Here is a 21,389-nt window from a genome sequence, read left to right on the forward strand (position 1 = left end):
CTTGCAGAACACGCAACAATCCGGGCCCGGACCTACTGCGCGCCAGCCTGCCCTTCAGGCTTGTAACCCAGGCGTAAACCGCCCCAATGCCGGCCATTGACCATGATCGGCACGGACAGGTCGTGCATCAACTCCCCGGTGTCACGGGTATAGGTTTGCAACAACACGGCCTGCTGGTGACTGCCACAACGAATCCCGGTGCGGTCTTCAAACTTGCGCTTGGTCCGATTGTTCACGGCATCCACCTGAGCATCGCCGGTCAGCGCCTGGGAAAACGCCTTGTTGTGCGTCGGCACATAACCCTGTGGCGTGCAGGCAATCGCGAACACCAAGCCTTCGTGACGGGGCAGCAAGGCTTCCTGAATAGTGGGCAATACTTGATCGGTGTAGCCGTCGAAACGGCTGTGATATTTGGTCGGGTGACTGTTGGCAATCGGTGTGTAGCTGCGATTGAACAGGTCGTCGAGGCTGATGCGGTTCTGCTGGACATCCGCTTCGAACTGCGCGGCGATCCGGCTCGCACCTTCGCGGGCCAGGTCGTAGATGCGCTGGTGATAGTCGTCCAGGCCAACTTCAGCCAGGCGCTCGCTGATCGTTTCGGCCTGCCCTTCCATTTGCACGGCGGCCTGGGCCAACTGCTGGGTCTGCTGGTCGCTGACGGTCAAGTCGCTACGCATCTGCTCCACCGCATGGAACAGGCTGTCGAGCTGCACCCGATTGGTCTCGGTACCCTGGGCAATCGCGCTGACCTGGCCCTCCACTCCCGCCGCCAACGTGGCAATGCTTTCCAGTTGCTCGCCGGCGTGCTCCACCTGCTCGACGCCAGCCTGCAAATCCACGGACAGTTGGCGAATTTGCTCCACCACCTGGGCGGTACGCTGCTGGATGTCCGCGACCATCACCCCCACTTCATCGGTGGCGGTCGCCGTACGGCCCGCCAGGCCACGCACTTCATCGGCCACCACGGCGAACCCGCGCCCATGCTCACCGGCACGGGCGGCTTCAATCGCGGCATTCAGGGCCAACAGGTTGGTCTGGCTGGCAATAGACTGAATCACCAGGGTCACGCGCTGGATTTCTTCGCTGCGCTGGCTCAGGGCCTCGATCAATTGGCGACTGTCGCTGGCGCGCTGGCTGAGTTGGTGCATGCGGCTGATGGATTCCCCCAGCACCGCCCGCCCCTCGGTACTGCGCTGATGGGCCTGGCCCGCTGCACTGAGGGCCTCACGGCTGAGCTGGGAAGTCTGTTGCTCGGTGCCAATCATCACTTCGGCACTGTTGACGATTTGCTGGGCAGCGCCCAATTGCGATTGCAGCCTGGCCGCCAGTTGCTTGACCGAATAGGCCACGCCAGCTGCTGACAACGCATTATGGCTGGTGGTGTAGGACAGATCGCGAGTCAACGCGCCCATGGCATCCTCGGCCACATCAGGCGCAAGGCTGCGGGCCGGTTTTTTCAGGCGTGGCAGCCAGACCAGCAACAGGGCGACGGGCACGCAGAGGTAGATCGACAGCTCGGCAAACGCCAGGCCCAACAGTATCAGCACCAGGGCGATGCTTTGCAGGAACGGCGTCACCCAACCAGGCAGTTGGCGGCTCACCGCATGCGGCACCACGGCGGCGCCCATCAGAGATCCATCCCCAGCCATGCTTGTCACCCCACTGTCTGTCATTATTGTGCCTGCATTAAACGCCACTAATTGGCCATTATCCATGGGCCTTTGGTGTTAGGGCTTGCAGCAGATCAATAGACTGGGGGGATGAGGTTGCTGACGCTCACCTGATGTAGGAGCGAGCTTGCTCGCGAAGAACTCAGGGACAACACGTTTATCCAGAATACACGTGTAATCGTTGACGACTTTCGCGAGCAAGCTCGCTCCTACAGGGGCAGACAGATCAGGCTTGGCGCTGATGCTTGTCGATTTGCTCGTGGCGCTCTTGCGCTTCGATGCAGTACTTGGTGGTCGGGCTGATCAGCAGGCGCTTGAGGCCGATAGGCTCGCCGCTGTCATCACACCAGCCAAAGGAATCTTCCTTGATGCGCTCCAGGGCACGCTCAAGTTGCGGCAGCATGCGCTGGTCGCGGTCGATCGCGTTTACCAGCCAGGTGCGCTCTTCTTCTACCGAAGCGGCGTCAGCCGGGTCAGCCGGGGTGTCCAGGCTTTCAATGGCGATGCGGTTCTGCTCAATGCGCTCGTGGTGTTCGACTTTCATGTCTTGCAACAACTGCTCGAAAAAAGCGTGCTGCTCGGCATTCATGTAGTCATCCGCCGGCATGGCCAGCAACTTTTCCTTTGTCATTGATTTCTCTATAAAAAATACGTGCATTAAGGCGAATAAGGGAGCGTTCCGGCCAACCTCTGCAGATCGGGGAAAGACGCCGTCCATTCCAAGCGCCACCCGGCACTCAATTTACGAGGGGCGGCAGTCTACGGCTGACTTGAGGGCGCAGCAACTGAAATGACAGGCAATTTGTCCGACATTCTCCCAAAAGGCACCAGGACGGGCTTGGCAGGCGGTTATCGGAGTGCGTTTATAGCAGGAATTTTCATAAAGCAGCTATAAGTTGCAAGCTGCAAGCGACAAGCTGTCAAGCCCGCCGCACTTGCAGCTTGAAGCTTAACGCTTGCGCTGCTTCTTATTGCGATACTGGTCGATCACCACCGCCACCACAATGATCAGGCCTTTGATGATGTCCTGGATGTAGGCATCCACCCCCACGAAGGTAAACCCGCTGGCCATCACCCCGAGAATCAGCGCGCCAATCACCGTGCCGGTGATACGCCCTACCCCGCCCGCCAGGCTGGTGCCGCCGATGACCGCCGCGGCAATTGCGTCCAGTTCGTAGGACATACCCATCCCGGCCTGCCCGGTAGCGGCCCGCGCCGAGGCGACCACACCCGCAAGCCCGGCCAGCAGCCCGGCGATGCTGTAGACAATGATCAGGTGGCGCTTGACGTTGATCCCCGAAGTCCGCGCCGCCTGCATATTGCCGCCGATGGCATAGGTGTACTTGCCGTACTTGGTGTAGCGCAGGGCAATGTGAAAGATCACCGCCACCACCAGGAAGATAATGACCGGCATCGCGCCATGGCCGATGGCCGTGTAGGAATCCGACAGCATGCTCACCGGCTGGCCTTCGGTGTAATAACGCGCCAGGCCACGGGCCGAGACCATCATGCCCAGGGTGGCGATAAACGGCGGGATCCCGGTAATGGCAATGATGCTGCCGTTGATCGCCCCCGCCAACAACCCCACGCCCAGGCCGGCCACCACCGGGATCCACACTGGCAAGTCAGTCAGTGATGGAAACACCGCACGGGAAAAATCCGAGGTTTGCGCCAGACTCGCAGCAATCATCGCCGACAGCGCCAGCACCGAGCCCGAGGACAGGTCGATCCCCGTGGTGATGATCACCTGGGTCACACCAATCGCCAGCAAACCGATGATCGACACTTGCAGGATCATCAGCACCAGGCGCTGGGAGTTCATCAGGAAGCTCTGGTCACGTACGATCCAGCCAAACAATTCGAACACCAGGCCGATGCCGATCAGCACCAGGAAAATGCTCAGTTCGGTAGGAAACCGCCGCCGACTCTTGACCGGTGCCGTGGCGGGCTTCTTTTCCTCGGGTTTGCTTTCCAGTATCGCGTTCATTACCCGTCACCTTTTTATTCGTTAGTGGACTGCCGTCATACCGGAAGCCAGTTGCATGACTTTTTCCTGGGTGGCCTCGGCCCGGTCCAGGGTGCCCATCAGCTCGCCTTCGTGCATCACCATGACGCGGTCGCTCATACCCAGCACTTCCGGCAGTTCCGAAGAAATCATGATCACCGCCATGCCCTCGCTGGCCAGCAAGGCAATCAAGCGATAGATCTCGGCCTTGGCGCCGACGTCGATGCCACGGGTCGGTTCATCGAGGATCAGCAGCCGGGGATTGGTCATCAGCCAACGGGCCAGCAAGGCCTTTTGCTGATTGCCGCCGGACAGGGTGTCGATGCACTGCTCAAGGGAAGGGGTTTTCACCCGCAGTTTCTGGCACATGTCTTCGCACAAGGCCCGCAGGGCTTTTTGCTGGATGAAGCCATTGCCCGAATAGTGCGGCAGCACTGCCATTTCCATGTTTTCCAGGACCGACAGGCAGGGGAACAGGCCACTGAGCTTGCGGTCCTCGGTCAACAGTGCAAAACCCTGCTTGATGGCCAGATGCGGGTCGCTGATGCGCAGCACCTGGCCGTCGAGGCGGATTTCGCCACCGTCGCTTGGGGTAATGCCGAACAGGGTTTCGGCGACGTTGGTGCGGCCCGAGCCCATCAGCCCGGCAATACCGAGGATCTCGCCGGCATGCAGATCAAACGATACGCCCTCAAACACACCCTCCAGGCGCAGGTCGCGCACCGACAGCAGCAGCTCGCCGACGGGCTTGTCACGCACGGGAAACAGTTGGCTCAATTCACGCCCGACCATCATCGAGATCAGGCTGTCGCTGTCCATGCTGTCGGCTCGTTGCAGGCCGATATAGGCGCCGTCGCGAAACACCGCCACTTCATCGGCGATGGCAAACACTTCATTCATTTTATGGGTGATATAGATGATGCCTTTACCCTGGGCCTTGAGGTCGGCAATGATCGAAAACAGATGGGCCACTTCCTTGTCGGTAATTGCCGACGTCGGTTCGTCCATGATCAGCACGTCAGAGTCATAGGACACCGCCTTGGCAATCTCCACCATCTGCCGCTCGGCAATGCTCAGGCTACCGACCAGTTCCTCAGGATCGAGGTTGATCCGCAACCGTGCCAGCAACTCGGCCGTGCAGCGGTGCATGGCCCGGTGATTGACCAGCCGCAGGCCATTGAGCTGCTCGCGACCGATCCAGATGTTCTCGGCGATGCTCATATGGGGCATCAGGTTGAGCTCCTGGTGAATCATCGCAATGCCCGACTGCAACGCGGCCAATGGCGTATCGAATACCACCGGCTTGCCCCGCAGGCGGATTTCTCCGGCATCGGGCTGGTAGATACCGGCGATGATTTTCATCAGCGTCGACTTGCCGGCACCGTTCTCTCCCATCAGCGCCAGGACCGAGCCGGGGCGCACCCGCAATTGCACATCGTCCAGGGCCACGACGCCGGGAAAGCCTTTGCTGATATGGGCGATTTCCAGCAGGTAGGGTTGTTCCAGGCCGGCGGGCTGCGCAGCCGTCGCTTGAGCGAGCATATCGGGGCTCCATCAGCAGGGCGACGGTGATCACCCTGCAGGCTTATTGTTGTTATTGAACGCTACTTGAATGACGCAACATTGTCCGGGGTGATCAGTTGGAAAGGCACCACGACGTTTTGCTCGACCGCCTCGCCCCTGGCCATTTTCACCGCGGCCTCCACTGAACCGACCGCCTGCCCCTTGGCATCCTGGAACACCGAGAGCGCCATCTCCCCCTTGGAAATCGCATTCAACCCGTCGGGCGTGCCATCGACACCGCCAATCAACACGCTGCCCGGTTTGACGCCGGCGGTTTTCAACGCCATGGCCGCACCAATCGCCATTTCGTCGTTGTTGGCGACCACCGCATTGAACTCGCGGCCCTGGGTCAACCAATCGTTCACCAGCGTCATGCCCTTGTCCCGCAGCCAGATCCCGGTCTGCTCCTGTTCAACCTTGATGTCCGGATATTGACCGAGGATCTCCTTGACGCCCTTGGTGCGATTGGTCGTCGAGTTGTTGGCCAGGTCACCCAGCAGAATCACGATCTTGCCTTTGCCGCCCATCTTCTCGGCCAGGTACTGCATTTGCAGTTTGCCGGCCTCGACATCATTGGACGTCACCGTCACCACCCCTTTGGGCAGGTCGGTCTGATCCGGGCGGCGGTTGACGTAGACCAGCGGGATGCCGGCCGCCACCGCAGCCTTGGTGATACGGGCGGTGGAGGCCGTATCCACCGGGTTGACCACCATGGCATCGACTTTCTGGCTGATAAAGTTCTCGACCTGGCTCAGTTGCTTGACCACGTCGGCGCGGGCATCTTCGAATTGCAGTTGCACGCCGTCGCCCTTGGGGTAGGACTTGGCTTGCTTGTCCATGTCTTCACGCAGGTAGGTCAGGAAAGTGTCGTCGAACTGCGACATGCTGACGCCAATCTTGAGATCGGCGGCGGCGGCCACACCACTGGCAAGCAGCATCGCCAAGGCCAGCGGGGCGAAACGGATCTGAGTCTTCATGAACGGTCTGTCTCCACTTTCTTGTTGGTTTTCTGGACGTAGCGTTTATCAGAGCGATGGTGTTGAAGCAGGCAGTCGCACCACTGGCGCCCCTGGGATGCAGCACACCAGGGCGCCCTTGCTTTCGACGCAAAGGACATTGAGAAAAGAGAAATAGAAGGGCCGTGCGCGGGGCAGGAAGGCAGAACGTAACACTTGCAGTACAGCGTTGGAGATTTTCATCTGACGGTACCTGGTTGTTTTTTATCTTGTTTTTGTTGAGTCCCGCGGCTCCTTTAGAAAGGAAGGCCGAGACGGACTTTCAGCAACCTGGAATGACTTTATTGGAAAATAATTTCCATATCAACTCATTTTAGAATTTTATTCTATTTTCGTCCCCCCCCTTTCACCGCGGCCATCTCTACCACTTGCCGGTGCTCGGCGCTGAGCCTGGCGGCATCCAGCACCCGTGTGGTTTCCCAGGCATCCCGGGACTCCACCGGCAGTGCGCCGAGGCCTTGCACAGCACGTTGCAACTGCCGGTAGAACTCGTTCCAGGCGCCCTTTTGCGAGGGGATTCGCTCGCGTTCCGCCCCTTGCTCAAACCAGCCCCAGCGCCGATGTTCTTCGGCGCCCCAGTGCTCGCCTTCAGTCTTCGGGGTCTTGCCAGCCATCAGCGCTTCTTCCTGGCCGTCCAGGCCCTCGACGGTGTAGCAGCCCGCCGTGCCATTGACCCGAAAACGCGGGGCCGGGCTGTTTTGCAGGGCGCTGCCCCACAAGTGGGAAATCACCCCATTGGCATGGGTCAGGCAGACAAAAAAACCATGATCGACCGTGGGATGCTCGGCGCTGTACTGCAATTGCGCAAACACCCGCTCCACCGGGCCGAACAACTGCAAAGCCTGGTCCACCAAGTGGCTGCCCAGATCCCGCAGGAACCCGCCGCCGCTGGCATTGCCCACCGCTTGCGGGTTGTAGCGCTCCACTCGGGATTCAAAGCGGGTGATGGTGCCCAGGGCGCCAGCGTCGATCAGCTTGCGCAAGGTGAGGTAATCCGAGTCCCAGCGCCGGTTCTGGTAGACGCTGAGTTTCACCCCTTCACGTTCGGCTGCGGTGATCAGCGCCTGGGCCTGCTCGGCATTGCTGGCAAACGGTTTGTCGCTGACCACCGCCACACCATATTCAATGGCCTCCAGCACCAGGGCCGGGCGGCCCTTGAGTGTGGTGGAAATCACCAGCACATCCACCCCGGCCTCAACGATCTGCGCGATGCTGTCGAATGCCGGCAATCCGGGATGCTCCGTCGCCAGTTGCTGGCGCCGCTCGGGCGAGCGAGTCACCACACCGACAAACGTCGCCCCGGGCAATGTGGCGATCAGCGGGGCATGAAAAAAACGGCCACCGTGGCCGTATCCAACCAGTCCGATGCGCATGAACCAACTCCTTGCTTGAAGTGCAAACCCCATCAAAATGTAGGAGCTGGCTTGCCTGCGATGGCGGTGGATCAGGTTAGAAATACTTGACTGATCTACCGCCATCGCAGGCAAGCCAGCTCCTACAACGACCGCGTTTCACCTGTGGAATGGGAGGCGCTAGCCGTAGAACGCAGGGCGATCCGGCAGGCTGACCTTGACGACCTGCCCACTGCCCTGGGCCTCGATACACGCATCCGCCGCCACCGCGGCGGCAAAGCCATCCCACGCCGATGGCCCACCCACCTGGCCGGCACGCACACCATCGATAAAGGCCTGCAACTCGACGTCATAGGCAGCGATAAAGCGATCTTTCCAATCCATCAGAATCGCATTCGACAGCTTGGCGCCGCTGCGCAATTGCACCTGGGACGGTTCCGGCAATTTGGCAATACCGGTCTCCCCCACCACTTCGCACTGGATGTCGTAGCCGTACTGGCAGTTCACAAACACTTCCACATCAATCCGCGTGCCCCTGGCGGTTTCCAGCAGCACGATCTGCGGGTCGCGCAAATGGCTCAGGGCCTTGCTGGTTTTACGCGGGAACACCACCTGCACCGACACATAGTCATCGGCCAACAGCCAGCGCAACACGTCCAGTTCATGGATCAAGGTGTCGGTAATGGCCATGCTGGTGCTGTAGTTCTCGCCCACACTCGGGTTGCGATGGGCGCAGTGCAGCATCAGCGGCTCGCCGATCTGGCCACTGTCGATCACCGCCTTGAGCGCCTGATAGCCCTGGTCGTAGGGGCGCATGAAACCGACCTGGACCAGGCGCTTGCCATGGGCCACTTCCGCCTCGACGATGTGGCGACAGCCCTGGGCTGTGACCGCCAGGGGCTTTTCACAGAACACCGGCTTGCCCGCAGCAATCGCCGCCAGCACGAACTCCTCGTGGCTCGGCCCCCAGGAGGTGACCAGCACCGCCTCGACCTGCGCCGAGTTGATCAGTGCATGACCGTCGGCGTACACCTCGGCATTGAGCTGCAGGTCCGCCACCACCTGGGCCGCCTGTTCAAGGTTGATATCGGTGACCGCCACCACCTGGCTGTTGAGCAAGGTCTGGCTGCAACGGCGAATATGGTCGCGGCCGATGGCGCCCGTACCGATCACACCCAACTTCAAAGACATGGCAACACTCCTCTTATTGTCAGTACTGCCGGGCCTTGGCCAGGCGTTCATTGAGTTGTTTGGCGCAGGCGTTGGTGCGCGCGCTGGTGGACACCTGCGCCACGCCGACCCGCCACCACGACAGGTAGCCGTGGATCATGGTCTTGGGCAAGACCTTGATGTCGATCAGGGTCGACACGCTCTGCTCGCGTGCATCGGCCAACGCGGCGTGCAGTTGCGCAACCGTCGTGACCTTATAAGTCTTGCAACCATAGGCCGCCGCACTCATGGCGAAATCCACCGGCACCAGGCCACCATCGAGCTTGCCGCTGGCAGGGTTGCGGAAACGGAACTCGGTGCCAAAGCTGTCCATGCCGTTGCCCATCTGCAGGTTGTTGATGCAACCGAAGGCCATGTTGTCCAGCAGCACCACGTTGATCTTGCGCCGCTCCTGGATCGAGGTCGCCAGCTCCGAATGCAGCATCATGTAGGAGCCATCGCCGACCAGGGCGTAGACCTCACGCGCCGGCTCGGCCAGTTTCACGCCCAGGGCCGCGTTGATCTCATAGCCCATGCACGAATAACCGTACTCGACGTGGTAGGTGTTGACCCCCTTGCTGCGCCAACTGCGCTGCAAATCCCCCGGCAGGCTGCCGGCAGCGGCGACAATCACCGCATCGTCGGCCAGGGTCTCGTTGAGCACGCCCAGTACCTGGCTTTGGGTCAGGCAGGAGCCGGTCAGTTCGATAAACTCGCGCAGTACCGCCGGGTCCATGTGGTCATTGATCTCGGGGGTGAAGTCGGCGTCGGTGTAGCGCGCCTGATAGACCCGGTCCACTTCGGCATCCAGTTGCGCACGGGCCTGGCGTGGCTGCTCGCCCCATTGCGCGCAGTAATCGCCCAGGGCGCCGGTCAATTCCTGCAGCCCCAGCCTGGCATCTGCCAGCACCTGCACGCCGTCGAGCTTCAGGACATCGCCGGGGCTGATATTGAGGTTGAGAAACTGCACCTCGGGGTGTTGGAACAGCGATTTCGATGAGGTGGTGAAGTCGGTATAGCGCGTGCCAATGCCGATGATCAGGTCGGCGTCGCGGGCCAGCAGGTTGGCGGCCAGGCAACCGGTTTCACCGATACCGCCGACATTCAAGGGGTGGCTGGAGACGATTGCGCTCTTGCCGGCCTGGGTCTCGGCAAAGGGGATCTGAAAACGCTCGGCAAACGCTTGCAGCGCCGCATTCGCCCCGGCGTACTTGACCCCGCCACCGCAGATAATCAGTGGCTTGCGCTTGGACTTGAGCAGCGCGGCAGCCTCGCGCAGCATCGCTTCGGTGGCCGGGCGACGGTCCAGGCGGTGTACGCGCTTTTGCAGGAAATAATCCGGGTAGTCCCAGGCCTCTGCCTGCACGTCCTGGGGCAAGGCCAGGGTCACGGCGCCGGTTTCGGCAGGGTCAGTCAACACGCGCATGGCGTGGATTGCCGCACTCATCAACTGCTCGGGGCGGTTGATACGGTCCCAGTATTTGCTCACGGCGCGAAACGCGTCGTTGGTGCTGATGCTCAGGTCATGGAATTGTTCGATCTGCTGCAACACCGGGTCCGGCTGGCGGCAGGCATACACATCACCCGGCAGCAGCAACAGCGGGATGCGGTTGGCGGTGGCGGTCGCGGCGGCGGTGAGCATATTTGCCGCGCCGGGGCCGACCGACGCCGTACAAGCGTAGACCTTGCGCCGCAGATGCTGCTTGGCAAAGCCAATCGCGGCATGGGCCATGCCCTGTTCGTTGCGGCCCTGATGCACCACCAGGTCGCCACTGTCCTGTTCCAGGGCCTGGCCCAGGCCCAGCACATTGCCGTGGCCGAAGATGGTGAACACCCCAGCGACGAACTTGCTCTGCACGCCATCGACTTCGATGTACTGGTTATCGAGGAACTTCACCAGGGCCTGGGCCATGGTCAATCGGGTTGTGGTCATGTTTCGCACCCGTGTCTTTTGGATTTGGCGTTGTTAAAGATCCAGCAACCAACTGTGCCGGGGGTCGTTGTGAAAGTGCCAGGCGCGCTTGGGACCGGCCATCACGTTCAAGTAATACGACTCGTAGCCATACGGCACGCTGACCGGGTGATAGCCCTTGGGCACCACCACCAGGTCGTGGTTTTCCACGGCCATGGCCTGGTCGATGCTGCGGTCGTCGGTGTACACCCGCTGGAAGACAAAACCCTGGGATGGGTTGATCTGGTGGTAATAGGTTTCTTCGAGAAAGCTCTGGTGCGGCAGGTCATCGGTGTCGTGCTTGTGCGGCGGGTAGCTGGACGAATGCCCGGACGGCGTACGCACCTCCACCACCAGCAGCGAATGGGCCGGTTCGCTGTCGGGCAGGATGTCGCAGACATAGCGGGTGTTGGCCCCCTTGCCGCGCACGCTGCGCCGGCAGTGCTCGGGACGGATCAGCCGGGGCGCAAGACCGGCGGCGGCAGAGCCCGGCGCGGCACAGACGGCGATCTGCACATCGCTCAGGGCTGTCACCTGGGCCACCGTGTTGGGCGGCAGATAGGCTGCGAACGGCGATTTATCCTCGAACACTGACTGGCGATCCCCGAGGTTCTGCCAACTGAAGCCCTCGCCTTCGATCGTCACTCGGCCACTGAGCAGTACCAGGCACAACTCTTTGTCGTCGGCACTGACCGGCAGCGTTTGCCCCAGGCCCAGGCGGTAAGCGGCAAACCCCACATACTCCAGGCCGCCTGCTGGCAGCGCGACCATGGTTTGCCCGCGCGGCGTGCTTTTGACCAACAGGCTCATTGTCCAGCCCTCGCATCCAACAGCGCCCGCAAGGTATCGAAGCCTTTTTTTGCATAGATATAGCTGGGCGCCACGGCCGGATCCTGCTCAGCCTCCACCACCAGCCAACCGCTGTAACCGGCGCCCAACAGTACGTCCAGCAACTCGGCGAAGTCGATATCGCCATCTCCCGGTACGGTGAAGGTGCCGTTGACGATACAGTCGGGAAAGCTCCACATCTGGTTGCGCGCCAGTTGCACCACCGGCTTGCGCACGTCCTTGAAATGCACATGGCAGATGCGCGCCAGGTGCTTGCGCAGCACCTCGACCGGCTCGCCGCCGCCCATGTAACAGTGCCCCGAATCAAACAGCAGGCCGACCTCCGGGCCGGTGAGGCGCATCAAGGTGTCGATGTCTTCCGGGGATTCGACATAAGCGCCCATATGGTGGTGATAGGCCAGGCGCACGCCCTGGGACAGGGTAAAACGCGCAAGTTCGGTGAGCTTGTCGGCGTAGGCCTGCCACGCCTGCTCACTGTGGAAACGCGGACGTTCGATCAGGCGGACCGGCGAGCCCTGGATCGAGTCGGCCACTTCACCGTAGACCAGCACCGTGGCACCGTTCTCACGCAGCAGTTGCACATGGCTGGCGATGGCGTCGATTTCCTCGGCCACCGAACGTCGGGCCAGGCGGCTGGAGTACCAGCCGGAGACCAGCGCCAGGTCGTAGGGGCGCAACACATCGCCCACGCCCTTGGCGTCCTTGGGGAACTTGCCGTTGAGCTCGAAACCTTCGTAGCCGATGGCCTTGCCTTCGCTGAGTGCGGTGCTCAAGGGCGTCTCGCCGCCCAGGGCCGGCAGGTCGTCGTTGCTCCAGGAGATGGGGTTGATGCCAATACGGATTGCGGGCATGGCTGCACCTTTTATTGTTTTAACCTGAGATCACTGGGATCTGCTTTCTGTAGGAGCTGGCTTGCCTGCTCCTACAATTGATCGTGTTTAAACTCTGGAGCTGCGCCAAGCCTGGATCAATTGCTCGAAGATCTGCTGCACTTGCTGGATCAACGTTTCGTCGTCAATTTCACCCGCCAGCCACGCCCTGCTCGGCTCCTGGAAGATCGTGCGGCCCACGGCAAACCCACGGCAGGTCCGGCTCTGGCCCGCCTGCTGGAAGCCCTCGGCCAAGGATTGCGCCGGAGCATTGAGACCCAGCAATACCACGCCCCGGCAATAGGGATCGCGCTCCTCGATCAGCTCATCGAGCTTGCGCCACTGCTCGGCAGTCTGCGCCTCGATCTTCCACCACGCCGGGTAGATGCCCAGGTTGTACAAGCGCTTGAGGCTGCGATAGAGCACATCCGGGTAGGTCGAAGGATGATCCTTGGGTGGCACCACTTCCAGCAGCAGTTCATGGCCGCTGGTTTGCGCTGCCTGGTACAGGCCCTTGAGCTGGGCTTCCTGCTCAAGGCGCAGCAACGGCTCGTCGTCGGGGTGAAACTGCACCAGGCACTTGATGATCTGCTCCTGGGGCCAGGCGATCAGGTTGCTGCCAATCGAACGGCCATGCTCGAACGCCAACGGCCGCGAGCCCTGGACCTCTACCGGGCGCGCGACCCACCAGCCACGGCCGGTGGCGGCGTTCAGCGCATCCTGGCCAAAACGCTGGTCGGCCAAAATGCCCACATCGGCCTCGACGCCCTGCTCGTGCAGCTTGCCTTCGACACGCTCGACCGCCTGGATAAACAGCTGCTTGATCGCGCTGATCCGCGCGGGGTCCTGGCCACCTTTTTGCGCCAGCTCCACCAGTTGCCAGCGATGATCGAAGGCAAACACAAACAGTTGCTTCCAGTTTTTGCGCGGCACGCTGACCTGATGCAAACGTTGCAATACCGGGTCCAGGTCCGGACGGGTGATGGGCACCGGGCTGTTGAACAGGTATTCGAGTTCCACCGGGGTCGGCATTGCCGGGGCGCAGGCATGGCGCGACACCACCAAACCGCCACAGGCATTGGCCAACTGGCAGCAACGCGCATCACTGGCCTCGTTCAGCCAACCACTGAGGAAACCCGCCATAAACGCATCGCCGGCCCCCAGTACATTGAGCACTTCGACGCGCACGCCAGGGTAAATCGCACCGTCTGCCAACCGTGCCGGGATCTCGCCGTGGATCACCGTGCAACCCTGCGGGCCGAGCTTGACCACCAAGGTCGCCGTCGTCAGGCGCCGCACCGTGCGCAAGGCGCTGAGCAGATCCGCACTGCCGCCGGCAATCAGGAACTCTTCTTCGGTGCCCACAATCAGGTCGAAACGCCCGAGGATGCCCTGCACATGCTGGCTGACATTCTGGTCGGCGACAAAACGGGTCTCGCCGTCGGCCTTGCCCGCCAGCCCCCAGAGCACCGGGCGATAGTCGATATCCAGCACGCGCTTGACGCCGTGCCGCTCGGCGTAATCCAGGGCCTGGAGGCTGGCCTGGTACACGTCGCCGGTAGAAAAATGGGTGCCGGTGATCAGCAGCGCCTTGCTGCTGGCAATAAAGGCTTCGCTGATATCTTCGGCGCGCAGGGCCATGTCCGCACAGTTTTCGCGGTAGAACACCAACGGGAAGGTTTCGCGGTCCTTGAGGCCCAGCAGGACCATGGCGGTCAGGCGTTGTGGGTCGACAGTGATGCCACTCACATCACAGCCTTCACGCACCAACGACTCCACCAGGAAACGCCCCATGTGATCGTCGCCGACCCGGCTCAACATCGCCGACCTGAGCCCCAGTCGCGCCGTGCCAAAAGCGATATTGGCGGAAGATCCACCCAGGTACTTGGCGAAGCTTGAGACATCCTCCAGCCGCGCCCCGACTTGCTGCGCGTACAGGTCGACGCCCAGGCGCCCGAGACAAATCAGATCCAATTGACGCCCACTGGCAAAACGAGTCTGGCCCATGCTGGCTCCTGTTATTTTTATCAGCCCGCGCCTGCCGTCAAAACGGCGACGCTCTTGGTGGATGCAGACTAGGACGTCCGGCGCCATCAATCAATATTTATTCTATAAATATTTTATGTGGAATATATTTTCCATTAAGGTATTTTTTGGTGCCTTCCCTGTAGACTTGCGCCCATTGACCTATTGTCAGGGGCACCGTGCCTGTCACCTGCCCTGTAAGAACAAGCCAGAAGGATTGCTTATGTCCCGCACCGATCAGCAGTCTTGCGCCGAGACCGACGCTCTCGCCAATCCTCCGATCAATGCCGAACGTCTGTTGCAGTTGATCACCGACGAATACGAAAGCCTGCCCCGCCAGCTCAAGCGCATCGCCAGCTACATGAGCCAGCAGAGCGATCGGATCATGGTCGACCGCATCAGCGATATCGCCCGGGAATGCGAAGTCCACCCGTCGGCCATCGTGCGTTTTTCCCAGCGTTTTGGTTTCAGTGGCTTCAGTGAAATGCAGGCGCTGTTTCGCGAGGCGTATACCCACAAGACCACGCCGGTGCAGAACTACCAGCAGCGCATCCGCAGCATGATCGCCAACAAGTCGCAGAAAGCCAGCGGCGGCGACCTCGCCCGCGAGTGCGTGAGCGCCACGCTGTCCGGCATCGAGCGCCTGGGCCTGGAACTGGACGACGCGGCCTTCGAGAAAGCCGTGGACCTGGTGGTCAACGCCGACAATATCTACGTGGTTGGCGTACGCCGCTCGTTTGCGGTGGCCGACTACCTGGTCTACAACCTGCAACACACCAACAAACGCATCCACCTGGTCTCGGGCCTGGGCGGCAGCTACCGCGAACAGATGCGCAGCGTACGCGCCAATGATCTGGTGATCGCCATCAGCTTCACGCCCTACGGCAAGGAAACCCAGCACTGCCTGCGCATCGCCCAGCACCACCAGGCCAAGACGCTGATCATCACCGACAGCAACCTGTCGCCGCTGGCCAAGCGGGCCAACGCGGTGTTACTGGTCAATGAAGGGTCTTCGTTCGCGTTTCGCTCGTTGAGCGCAACGCTGTGCCTGTGCCAGGCGTTGTTTATTGCCGTGGCGTACCGGCTGGAGCTGAAGGTCGATGAGATTCACGAACAGGTGGGGTTCGACGACTAAAAAGGCCTGCGCCATATTCCACATTTTGACCGAGGTGGCCCTGAGAATTGCCTACATGAATTTTCTTTTAGAAACCTCACTATCATTTCTTGGCAAAATGCTTCACTCCAGTTTGACCAGGTAGCCCCCATGACCCGTATTTTGACCATCGAAGACGACGCTGTGACGGCCCGCGAGATCGTCGCCGAGCTGAGCAGTCATGGCCTGGACGTGGACTGGGTAGATAACGGCCGCGAAGGCCTGAGCCGGGCCGTCAGCGGCGATTACGACCTGATCACCCTCGATCGCATGCTCCCGGAGCTCGATGGCCTGGCCATCGTCACCACCCTGCGTACCCTCGGCGTGTCGACGCCGATCCTGATGATCAGCGCCCTTTCCGACGTGGATGAACGGGTCCGCGGCTTGCGGGCCGGTGGGGATGACTACCTGACCAAACCCTTCGCCTCCGACGAGATGGCGGCCCGGGTCGAGGTGCTGCTGCGCCGCAACAATGCGGTGAAGGCTGCGCAAACCGCACTGCGCGTGGCCGACCTGGAATTGAACCTGATCAGCCGTGAAGCCAGCCGCGCCGAGCAGCCTTTGAGCCTGCTGCCCACCGAGTACAAGCTGCTGGAGTTCTTGATGCGCAACACCGGGCAAATCCTCTCGCGGATGATGATCTTCGAGGAAGTCTGGGGTTATCACTTCGACCCGGGCACCAACCTGATCGACGTACACATCGGCCGCCTGCGCAAGAAAATCGACCCACCGGGCCAGACGCCGCTGATTCGCACGGTACGAGGCTCGGGCTATGTCATTGCTGAACCCGTCTAACGGCTGGCGCTCGTCCAGCAGCCGGTTGCTGGCGCTGTACAGTTCGCTGTTCGTGGCCTGGAGCTGCATCCTCATGGGGGTGTTGTACTACGAGGTCTCGGGATACCTGGGCGACCTTTCGCGCCACTCGTTGATGCAACGCCAACACCTGTTCCAGCGATTCGAGGGCGCACAACTGGATGAAGCCCTGGCCACCAGCATGACCTTCGACATGAAGGGCATCGACGCCTACGGCCTGTTCGATGGGCAACAACGCCCACTCAGCGGCCCGATCCAGCAGATTCCAGCAGGCTTGCCCCTCGACGGGCGCATCCATGCCTTGGCCAACTGTATCGAGTCGGATGACCCGAAACTGCCCCTGGGCAGTTGCGACGCCGTGGCGACCCAGACCCAGGATGGTCGCTGGCTGGTGTTGGTACGCGATAACGGCTCGTTGCTGGGCGTGACCCGGATCATCCTGCAAGCCCTGCTTTGGGCGATCTCCCTGACCATTATCCCCGGCGTCGCCGGCTGGCATCTGCTGCGCCGGCGCCCGTTGCGCCGGATTCGCGCAATCCAGGCCAGCGCCGAAGCCATTGTCGCCGGCGACCTGACCCATCGCCTGCCGCTGTCCAACCGTCGTGACGAACTGGACATGCTGGCGGCCATCGTCAACGCCATGCTCGGGCGCATCGAAAAACTGATGAACGAGGTCAAGGGCGTGTGCGACAACATTGCCCATGACCTGCGTACCCCGCTGACCCGTTTGCGTGCGCAGTTGTACCGGATCAAGCAACAGGCCGATGAACACTCGCCCCTGGCCTTGCAACTCGATGAAGTGATCAACGAGACCGACACGCTGATGGCGCGCTTTCGCGGCTTGCTGCGCATTTCCGAACTGGAAGACCGGCAACGACGCTCCGGCTTCCTGGTGTTCGATCCCCTGCCGTTGCTTCAGGAACTCCATGACTTCTACCTGCCGTTGGCGGAAGAAGGCCAGTTGGCGCTGCTGTTGCAGGTCCCCGAAGCACTGCCGCCGATTAATGGTGACCGCGCGCTGCTGTTCGAAGCGCTGGCCAACCTGCTGAGCAACTCGATCAAGTTCACCCCGCCGGGCGGCGAAGTGATTGTGCGAGGGAGCAACGAGGCTGGCAGTACGCGCATCGATGTAGTGGACTCCGGCCCAGGAATTCCAGAAGCAGAACGGGCCGCGGTGTTCCAGCGTTTTTACCGGGTCGATGACGGTCAGCAACAGGGCAGCTTTGGCCTGGGCCTGTCGATTGTGGCGGCGATCATCAACCTGCATGGCTTTGGGCTGGAAGTCGGCAGCAGCGAGCGCGGCGGCGCGCGACTGACCCTGCAATGCCGCCAAAAAAACCCACTGTAGGCGCCGGCTTGCCGGCGCCTACAAGGTCAGGCCGGGAAATTTTTGCGCAAGGCCTCGACACCACCGGTATAAACGCCGCTGAACAGCGCTTCGACCTCAGCCTCGGTCACACCGGCGATCGGGGTGAACACACCTGACCAAGTGACTTTGGCCGAGTGTTCACCCAGCGCTTCAACCTGCAAGGTCGCCAGATACGCGCTCACCGGGAACGGCGATTCACTGATCGTGTAACTGTAGGTGCGCGCAGCGTTATCAAAGGTCTGCAGATGCTCGACCACCACCGCGCCATCCACGGTTTGCAGATGACGCACACGCCCGCCTTCGCCCGGTTCGCTCTTGGCAATCAGGGGCAGCCAATCGGGCAACGAGTTGAAGCCGCCGACCAGGTGCCAGACTTCGTCGGCCGAGGCCGGGATTTCAATAAAAGCAGCGGCTTTGGCCACGATAAAACTCCACAACATGAGGAAAAGGGAGGCCAGCTTACGCTGCCTGTCGGCGCTCGTGCCATTGGTGGGTGGCCCACCGCCTCAAGCGAAGAAGTTTGCATGCACCACCTATCTTACTGGGACCGCTGAATCAGAACAGCCACTGGCCGATCAGCCAGGCATTGGCGCCGCTGATCACGCTGAACAGACTCCAGGCCAGGATCCTGGTGGGCAGGCGATTGACGAAAGGCCCCATCAATTGCCGGTCGCCGGTCATGCGGATCAGTGGATACAGGGCAAAGGGCAACTGCAGGCTGAGCACCACCTGGCTGAGGATCAGCAACTTGCCAATGGCATCGTCCCCCATCAACCACACCCCGAGGAACGCCGGGATCAGCGCCAGGCCACGGGTGATCAGGCGGCGTTGCCAGCAGGGAATGCGCAGGTTGAGGTAGCCCTCCATGATCACCTGGCCGGCGATGGTGCCGGTGAAGGTCGAGCTTTGCCCGGACGCCAGCAAGGCAATGCCGAACAGGATACTGGCGAAGGCGCCGCCCACCAGCGGATCCAGCAGATGGTAGGCATCCTGGATCTCCACGACCTCGGTATGGCCGGTCTGGTGGAACGCCGCAGCCGCCAGCACCAGGATCGCGGCATTGACCAGCAAGGCCAGGGCCAGGGAGCCGATGGTGTCGATGCGCGCCAGCTTGACCGCATCCTGGCGGCTGGCCAGGTCCTGGCCGAACAGGCGGGTTTGCACGATGGACGTGTGCAGGTACAGGTTATGGGGCATCACCGTGGCCCCGAGGATGCCGATGGCCAGGTACAGCGGCGCGGCATCGCTGATCGCCGAGAGCGACGGCGTGAAACCACGCAAGACGTCCGGCCAATAGGGTTTGATCAGCACCAGCTCGACGAAGAAGCACACGCCGATGGTCGCCACCAGCGCCAACATGATCGCCTCCAGGCGCCGGAAGCCACGGTTTTGCAGGGCCAGGATCAGCAACGTGTCAAACGCGGTGATGACAATGCCGGTGGTCAGCGATACCCCCAGCAGCAGGTGGAACGCCAGGGCGCAGCCGAGGACTTCGGCCAGGTCGGTGGCGATGATCGAGATTTCCGCCAGCACCCATTGCGTGCGCGCGGAGCGCTGGCTGTAGCGTTCGCGGCACAACTGCGCCAAGTCCTTGCCGGTGGCGATGCCCAGCCGTGAACACAGGCACTGCACCGCCATCCCCGCCAGGCTGGCGAGCAACACCACGAACAACAGGCTGTAGCCATAGCGCGACCCGGCCTCGATGGCCGTGGCCCAGTTGCCGGGGTCCATGTAGCCGATGGAAATCAGCAGGCCGGGGCCGGCAAACTGCAGCACCCGTTTGAAAAACGACGCGCGGGGATCAACGGGGATGGTGCCCGCCACTTCTGGCGGGCAGAACGGGGCAGTGGCAATTTTCGGCAGGCTGAATTTCACGCGGGGTACCAGGCAGACACACAGGACAAGGACGCAGCTTAGCAGTCCGGCGAGACCGTGCGCATCAGCGTTTCCCGGGGCAGGTCAAAGGCCTCGACCACCTGCACCACCAGGTCCATTTCCTGATTCAGCGCCTCACGCTCCATGCGCTGGCGAATCACCCCCAGCACCAGCACCGCCAGGGTCGTGATGGAATACGCCGGCCCGGAAAACGCCCGCACCCCGCTCACCAGCAGCATGGCCGCCGCCAGCGCCTGCCCCACCACCGGGATCGCCGTGGCCGCACCTCGGCGCAGGATAAACCCGGTCAGCCCGGCCAGCGCCGTACCGCTCAAGGCGGTAGTGGCCGAACGAGCGACATCGAAACGGTTGAAAAACCCCTGTTCCTTTTGCGCCGCAGCCCTGAGTTCGGCCTCGAACACTGCGCGGTCGGCCAGGCTGAGTTTATCCTTGTACTGCTCGATCAGGGTCTCGGCGACCCGCTCTTCCAGGCTCACCAGGGCCACACTGTCGATGGGCTGGTCAAACTTGAGACCGACGCGCAGGGCCACGTCCTGGGCCAATTGGCGATAACTCACCCCGTGCCCACGGGCCAGGTTCATAAAGCTGTCACCGCCCATACGCTGCAACTCGATAGCCAACTGCAATGGGTCGCGTACCTCGGCTTCGATGGTCGCGCTGCGCTTGGCGGCCATCAGCTCGGCGAGAAACTGCAGCTCTGGCGCCCGTGCCTGGCGCAGCACCGGGAACAGGTCCACGTCTTCCTCGGCAAAACGCACCTCGGCACTGCGCTGGTCCGCACGGATCATGCCGCGGCGCTCATGCAGCAAGTCGGTGTACTGCACCACGGTCTGCAACTGCGGCCAGTAGGCAGCGTGGTCGAAAGTGACCAGATGCACGTTGGTCACTTTGCCCTTGAGGGATGGCGTCAAGGGAATCGCATAGCGACCAATGCAGCGTTCGGTATCCGGCTTGAGCGCCAGGGCCCAGTCCTTGCTGGAATGGCAGTTGATCACCCGTCCCTTGAGCGGCGCCGACACCTGCTCCCAGGGGCTGGAGGTGCAAATTGCGCCGCCCATCAACAACAGGTGATTGAGCGGCAGTTCCCGGGCCAGTTCGGGGCTGGCCAGCAGGCTCTTGACCAGCAGGCGGGCGCCCAGGGAATGGCCGATCAGGTTGATCTGGCGCACCTCGATTGACTCGGCGTGCAGGTAGTTGGCCAACTCCACCAGCAGTGTCCTGGCCACTTCGTCCACCCGCGCTTCGACACTTTTGTAGTGATCGAGAAAATAGCCCACCGCCTTGCCCAGGCCCACGGTCGCCGCGCCCAGGGTGCCGCCGCCGAGCATCGAGGCGATGATGTCCTTGAAGGGGGCGAACAGGTTTTCCAGGAAATGCCCGGCCGGCCAGAACAGCATCAGGTTGGTCGAACCCTCGATCGCCGCCAGTTGCGCCTGGAAACTGGCCAGCTGTTGCGGGTTGAAAAACGCGGAATAGCCATGGACATAGAGATTGAGCACCTGTCCCCGGGGCTCGCCGCACAGCACGAACGAGGGCTTGCGGGTGCGGTGCATTTCATCCCACTGGTGTTGCATGAGGCGGTGGCTCCTGGTGACGACGGAGGAGGATGGTAACAAGATTGCGAAATCCAATGTGGAAGCTGTCGAGCC

At 61.6% G+C, this 21,389-nt stretch carries 17 protein-coding genes; 3 read left to right on the forward strand and 14 right to left on the reverse strand.

The annotated features are described in order from the left end of the window. Positions 1-32: 32 nt before the first annotated feature. The 11 genes from H097_RS16585 to iolC all read right to left on the reverse strand — a co-directional run bounded on the left by H097_RS16585 (position 33) and on the right by iolC (position 14,491). A complete protein-coding gene (locus tag H097_RS16585) occupies positions 33-1,628 on the reverse strand; it encodes a methyl-accepting chemotaxis protein (protein ID WP_032861076.1) in 1,596 nt (531 codons plus the stop codon). 268 nt (positions 1,629-1,896) lie between these two features. Beyond that, the gene (locus H097_RS16590; protein ID WP_010564800.1) at positions 1,897-2,301 is read right to left on the reverse strand and encodes a TraR/DksA C4-type zinc finger protein; all 405 of its coding nucleotides are present in this window, start codon (positions 2,299-2,301) and stop codon (positions 1,897-1,899) included. A 318-nt stretch (positions 2,302-2,619) separates the two neighbouring features. Further along, positions 2,620-3,657, reverse strand: coding sequence for an ABC transporter permease (locus H097_RS16595; RefSeq protein WP_032861077.1), 1,038 nt, complete (start codon positions 3,655-3,657; stop codon positions 2,620-2,622). Positions 3,658-3,678: 21 nt separating this feature from the next. After that, positions 3,679-5,217, reverse strand: a complete 1,539-nt coding sequence (locus H097_RS16600; RefSeq protein WP_032861078.1) for a sugar ABC transporter ATP-binding protein — start codon at positions 5,215-5,217, stop codon at positions 3,679-3,681. A gap of 62 nt (positions 5,218-5,279) precedes the next feature. Next, positions 5,280-6,215 carry a sugar ABC transporter substrate-binding protein gene (locus tag H097_RS16605; RefSeq protein ID WP_032861079.1) on the reverse strand — a complete coding sequence of 312 codons (936 nt, stop codon included), beginning with the start codon at positions 6,213-6,215 and terminating at the stop codon, positions 5,280-5,282. 365 nt (positions 6,216-6,580) lie between these two features. Continuing rightward, entirely contained in the window at positions 6,581-7,627 is a 1,047-nt protein-coding gene (locus H097_RS16610; RefSeq protein WP_032861080.1) for a Gfo/Idh/MocA family oxidoreductase, read from the reverse strand. A 159-nt stretch (positions 7,628-7,786) separates the two neighbouring features. Continuing rightward, positions 7,787-8,797, reverse strand: coding sequence for a Gfo/Idh/MocA family oxidoreductase (locus tag H097_RS16615; protein WP_032861082.1), 1,011 nt, complete (start codon positions 8,795-8,797; stop codon positions 7,787-7,789). Positions 8,798-8,816: 19 nt separating this feature from the next. After that, complete coding sequence (gene iolD / locus H097_RS16620; RefSeq protein WP_032861084.1) at positions 8,817-10,748, reverse strand: 3D-(3,5/4)-trihydroxycyclohexane-1,2-dione acylhydrolase (decyclizing); 1,932 nt, start codon at positions 10,746-10,748, stop codon at positions 8,817-8,819. 33 nt (positions 10,749-10,781) lie between these two features. Beyond that, positions 10,782-11,576, reverse strand: a complete 795-nt coding sequence (gene iolB / locus H097_RS16625; protein WP_032861085.1) for a 5-deoxy-glucuronate isomerase — start codon at positions 11,574-11,576, stop codon at positions 10,782-10,784. Next, positions 11,573-12,466: a myo-inosose-2 dehydratase gene (gene iolE, locus H097_RS16630; protein ID WP_032861087.1), complete on the reverse strand. Its 894-nt coding sequence runs from the start codon at positions 12,464-12,466 to the stop codon at positions 11,573-11,575. Before iolE ends, iolB begins: the two co-directional genes overlap by 4 nt. Positions 12,467-12,553: 87 nt before the next feature. Then, positions 12,554-14,491 carry a 5-dehydro-2-deoxygluconokinase gene (gene iolC, locus H097_RS16635; protein ID WP_032861089.1) on the reverse strand — a complete coding sequence of 646 codons (1,938 nt, stop codon included), beginning with the start codon at positions 14,489-14,491 and terminating at the stop codon, positions 12,554-12,556. Positions 14,492-14,732: 241 nt separating this feature from the next. On the opposite strand from iolC, the gene H097_RS16640 reads away from it, so the two are divergent. The 3 genes from H097_RS16640 to H097_RS16650 all read left to right on the forward strand — a co-directional run bounded on the left by H097_RS16640 (position 14,733) and on the right by H097_RS16650 (position 17,823). Further along, positions 14,733-15,644, forward strand: coding sequence for a MurR/RpiR family transcriptional regulator (locus H097_RS16640; RefSeq protein WP_032861090.1), 912 nt, complete (start codon positions 14,733-14,735; stop codon positions 15,642-15,644). Positions 15,645-15,773: 129 nt separating this feature from the next. Further along, positions 15,774-16,457 carry a response regulator transcription factor gene (locus H097_RS16645; RefSeq protein ID WP_032861091.1) on the forward strand — a complete coding sequence of 228 codons (684 nt, stop codon included), beginning with the start codon at positions 15,774-15,776 and terminating at the stop codon, positions 16,455-16,457. Then, complete coding sequence (locus H097_RS16650) at positions 16,435-17,823, forward strand: HAMP domain-containing sensor histidine kinase (RefSeq protein WP_032861092.1); 1,389 nt, start codon at positions 16,435-16,437, stop codon at positions 17,821-17,823. The genes H097_RS16645 and H097_RS16650 overlap by 23 nt, the downstream gene beginning before the upstream one ends. Before the next feature lie 26 nt (positions 17,824-17,849). On the opposite strand, the gene H097_RS16655 is transcribed toward H097_RS16650, so the two are convergent. The 3 genes from H097_RS16655 to H097_RS16665 all read right to left on the reverse strand — a co-directional run bounded on the left by H097_RS16655 (position 17,850) and on the right by H097_RS16665 (position 21,314). Then, positions 17,850-18,266: an SRPBCC family protein gene (locus H097_RS16655; protein WP_032861127.1), complete on the reverse strand. Its 417-nt coding sequence runs from the start codon at positions 18,264-18,266 to the stop codon at positions 17,850-17,852. Positions 18,267-18,399: 133 nt separating this feature from the next. Then, positions 18,400-19,719 carry an Nramp family divalent metal transporter gene (locus H097_RS16660; protein ID WP_032861093.1) on the reverse strand — a complete coding sequence of 440 codons (1,320 nt, stop codon included), beginning with the start codon at positions 19,717-19,719 and terminating at the stop codon, positions 18,400-18,402. A 38-nt stretch (positions 19,720-19,757) separates the two neighbouring features. Further along, on the reverse strand, positions 19,758-21,314 hold the full coding sequence (locus H097_RS16665; protein ID WP_032861094.1) for a DUF726 domain-containing protein: 1,557 nt from the start codon (positions 21,312-21,314) through the stop codon (positions 19,758-19,760). Positions 21,315-21,389: the final 75 nt, after the last annotated feature.

The organism is Pseudomonas sp. FH4 (genome assembly GCF_000510915.2).
GTDB lineage: Bacteria > Pseudomonadota > Gammaproteobacteria > Pseudomonadales > Pseudomonadaceae > Aquipseudomonas > Aquipseudomonas brenneri.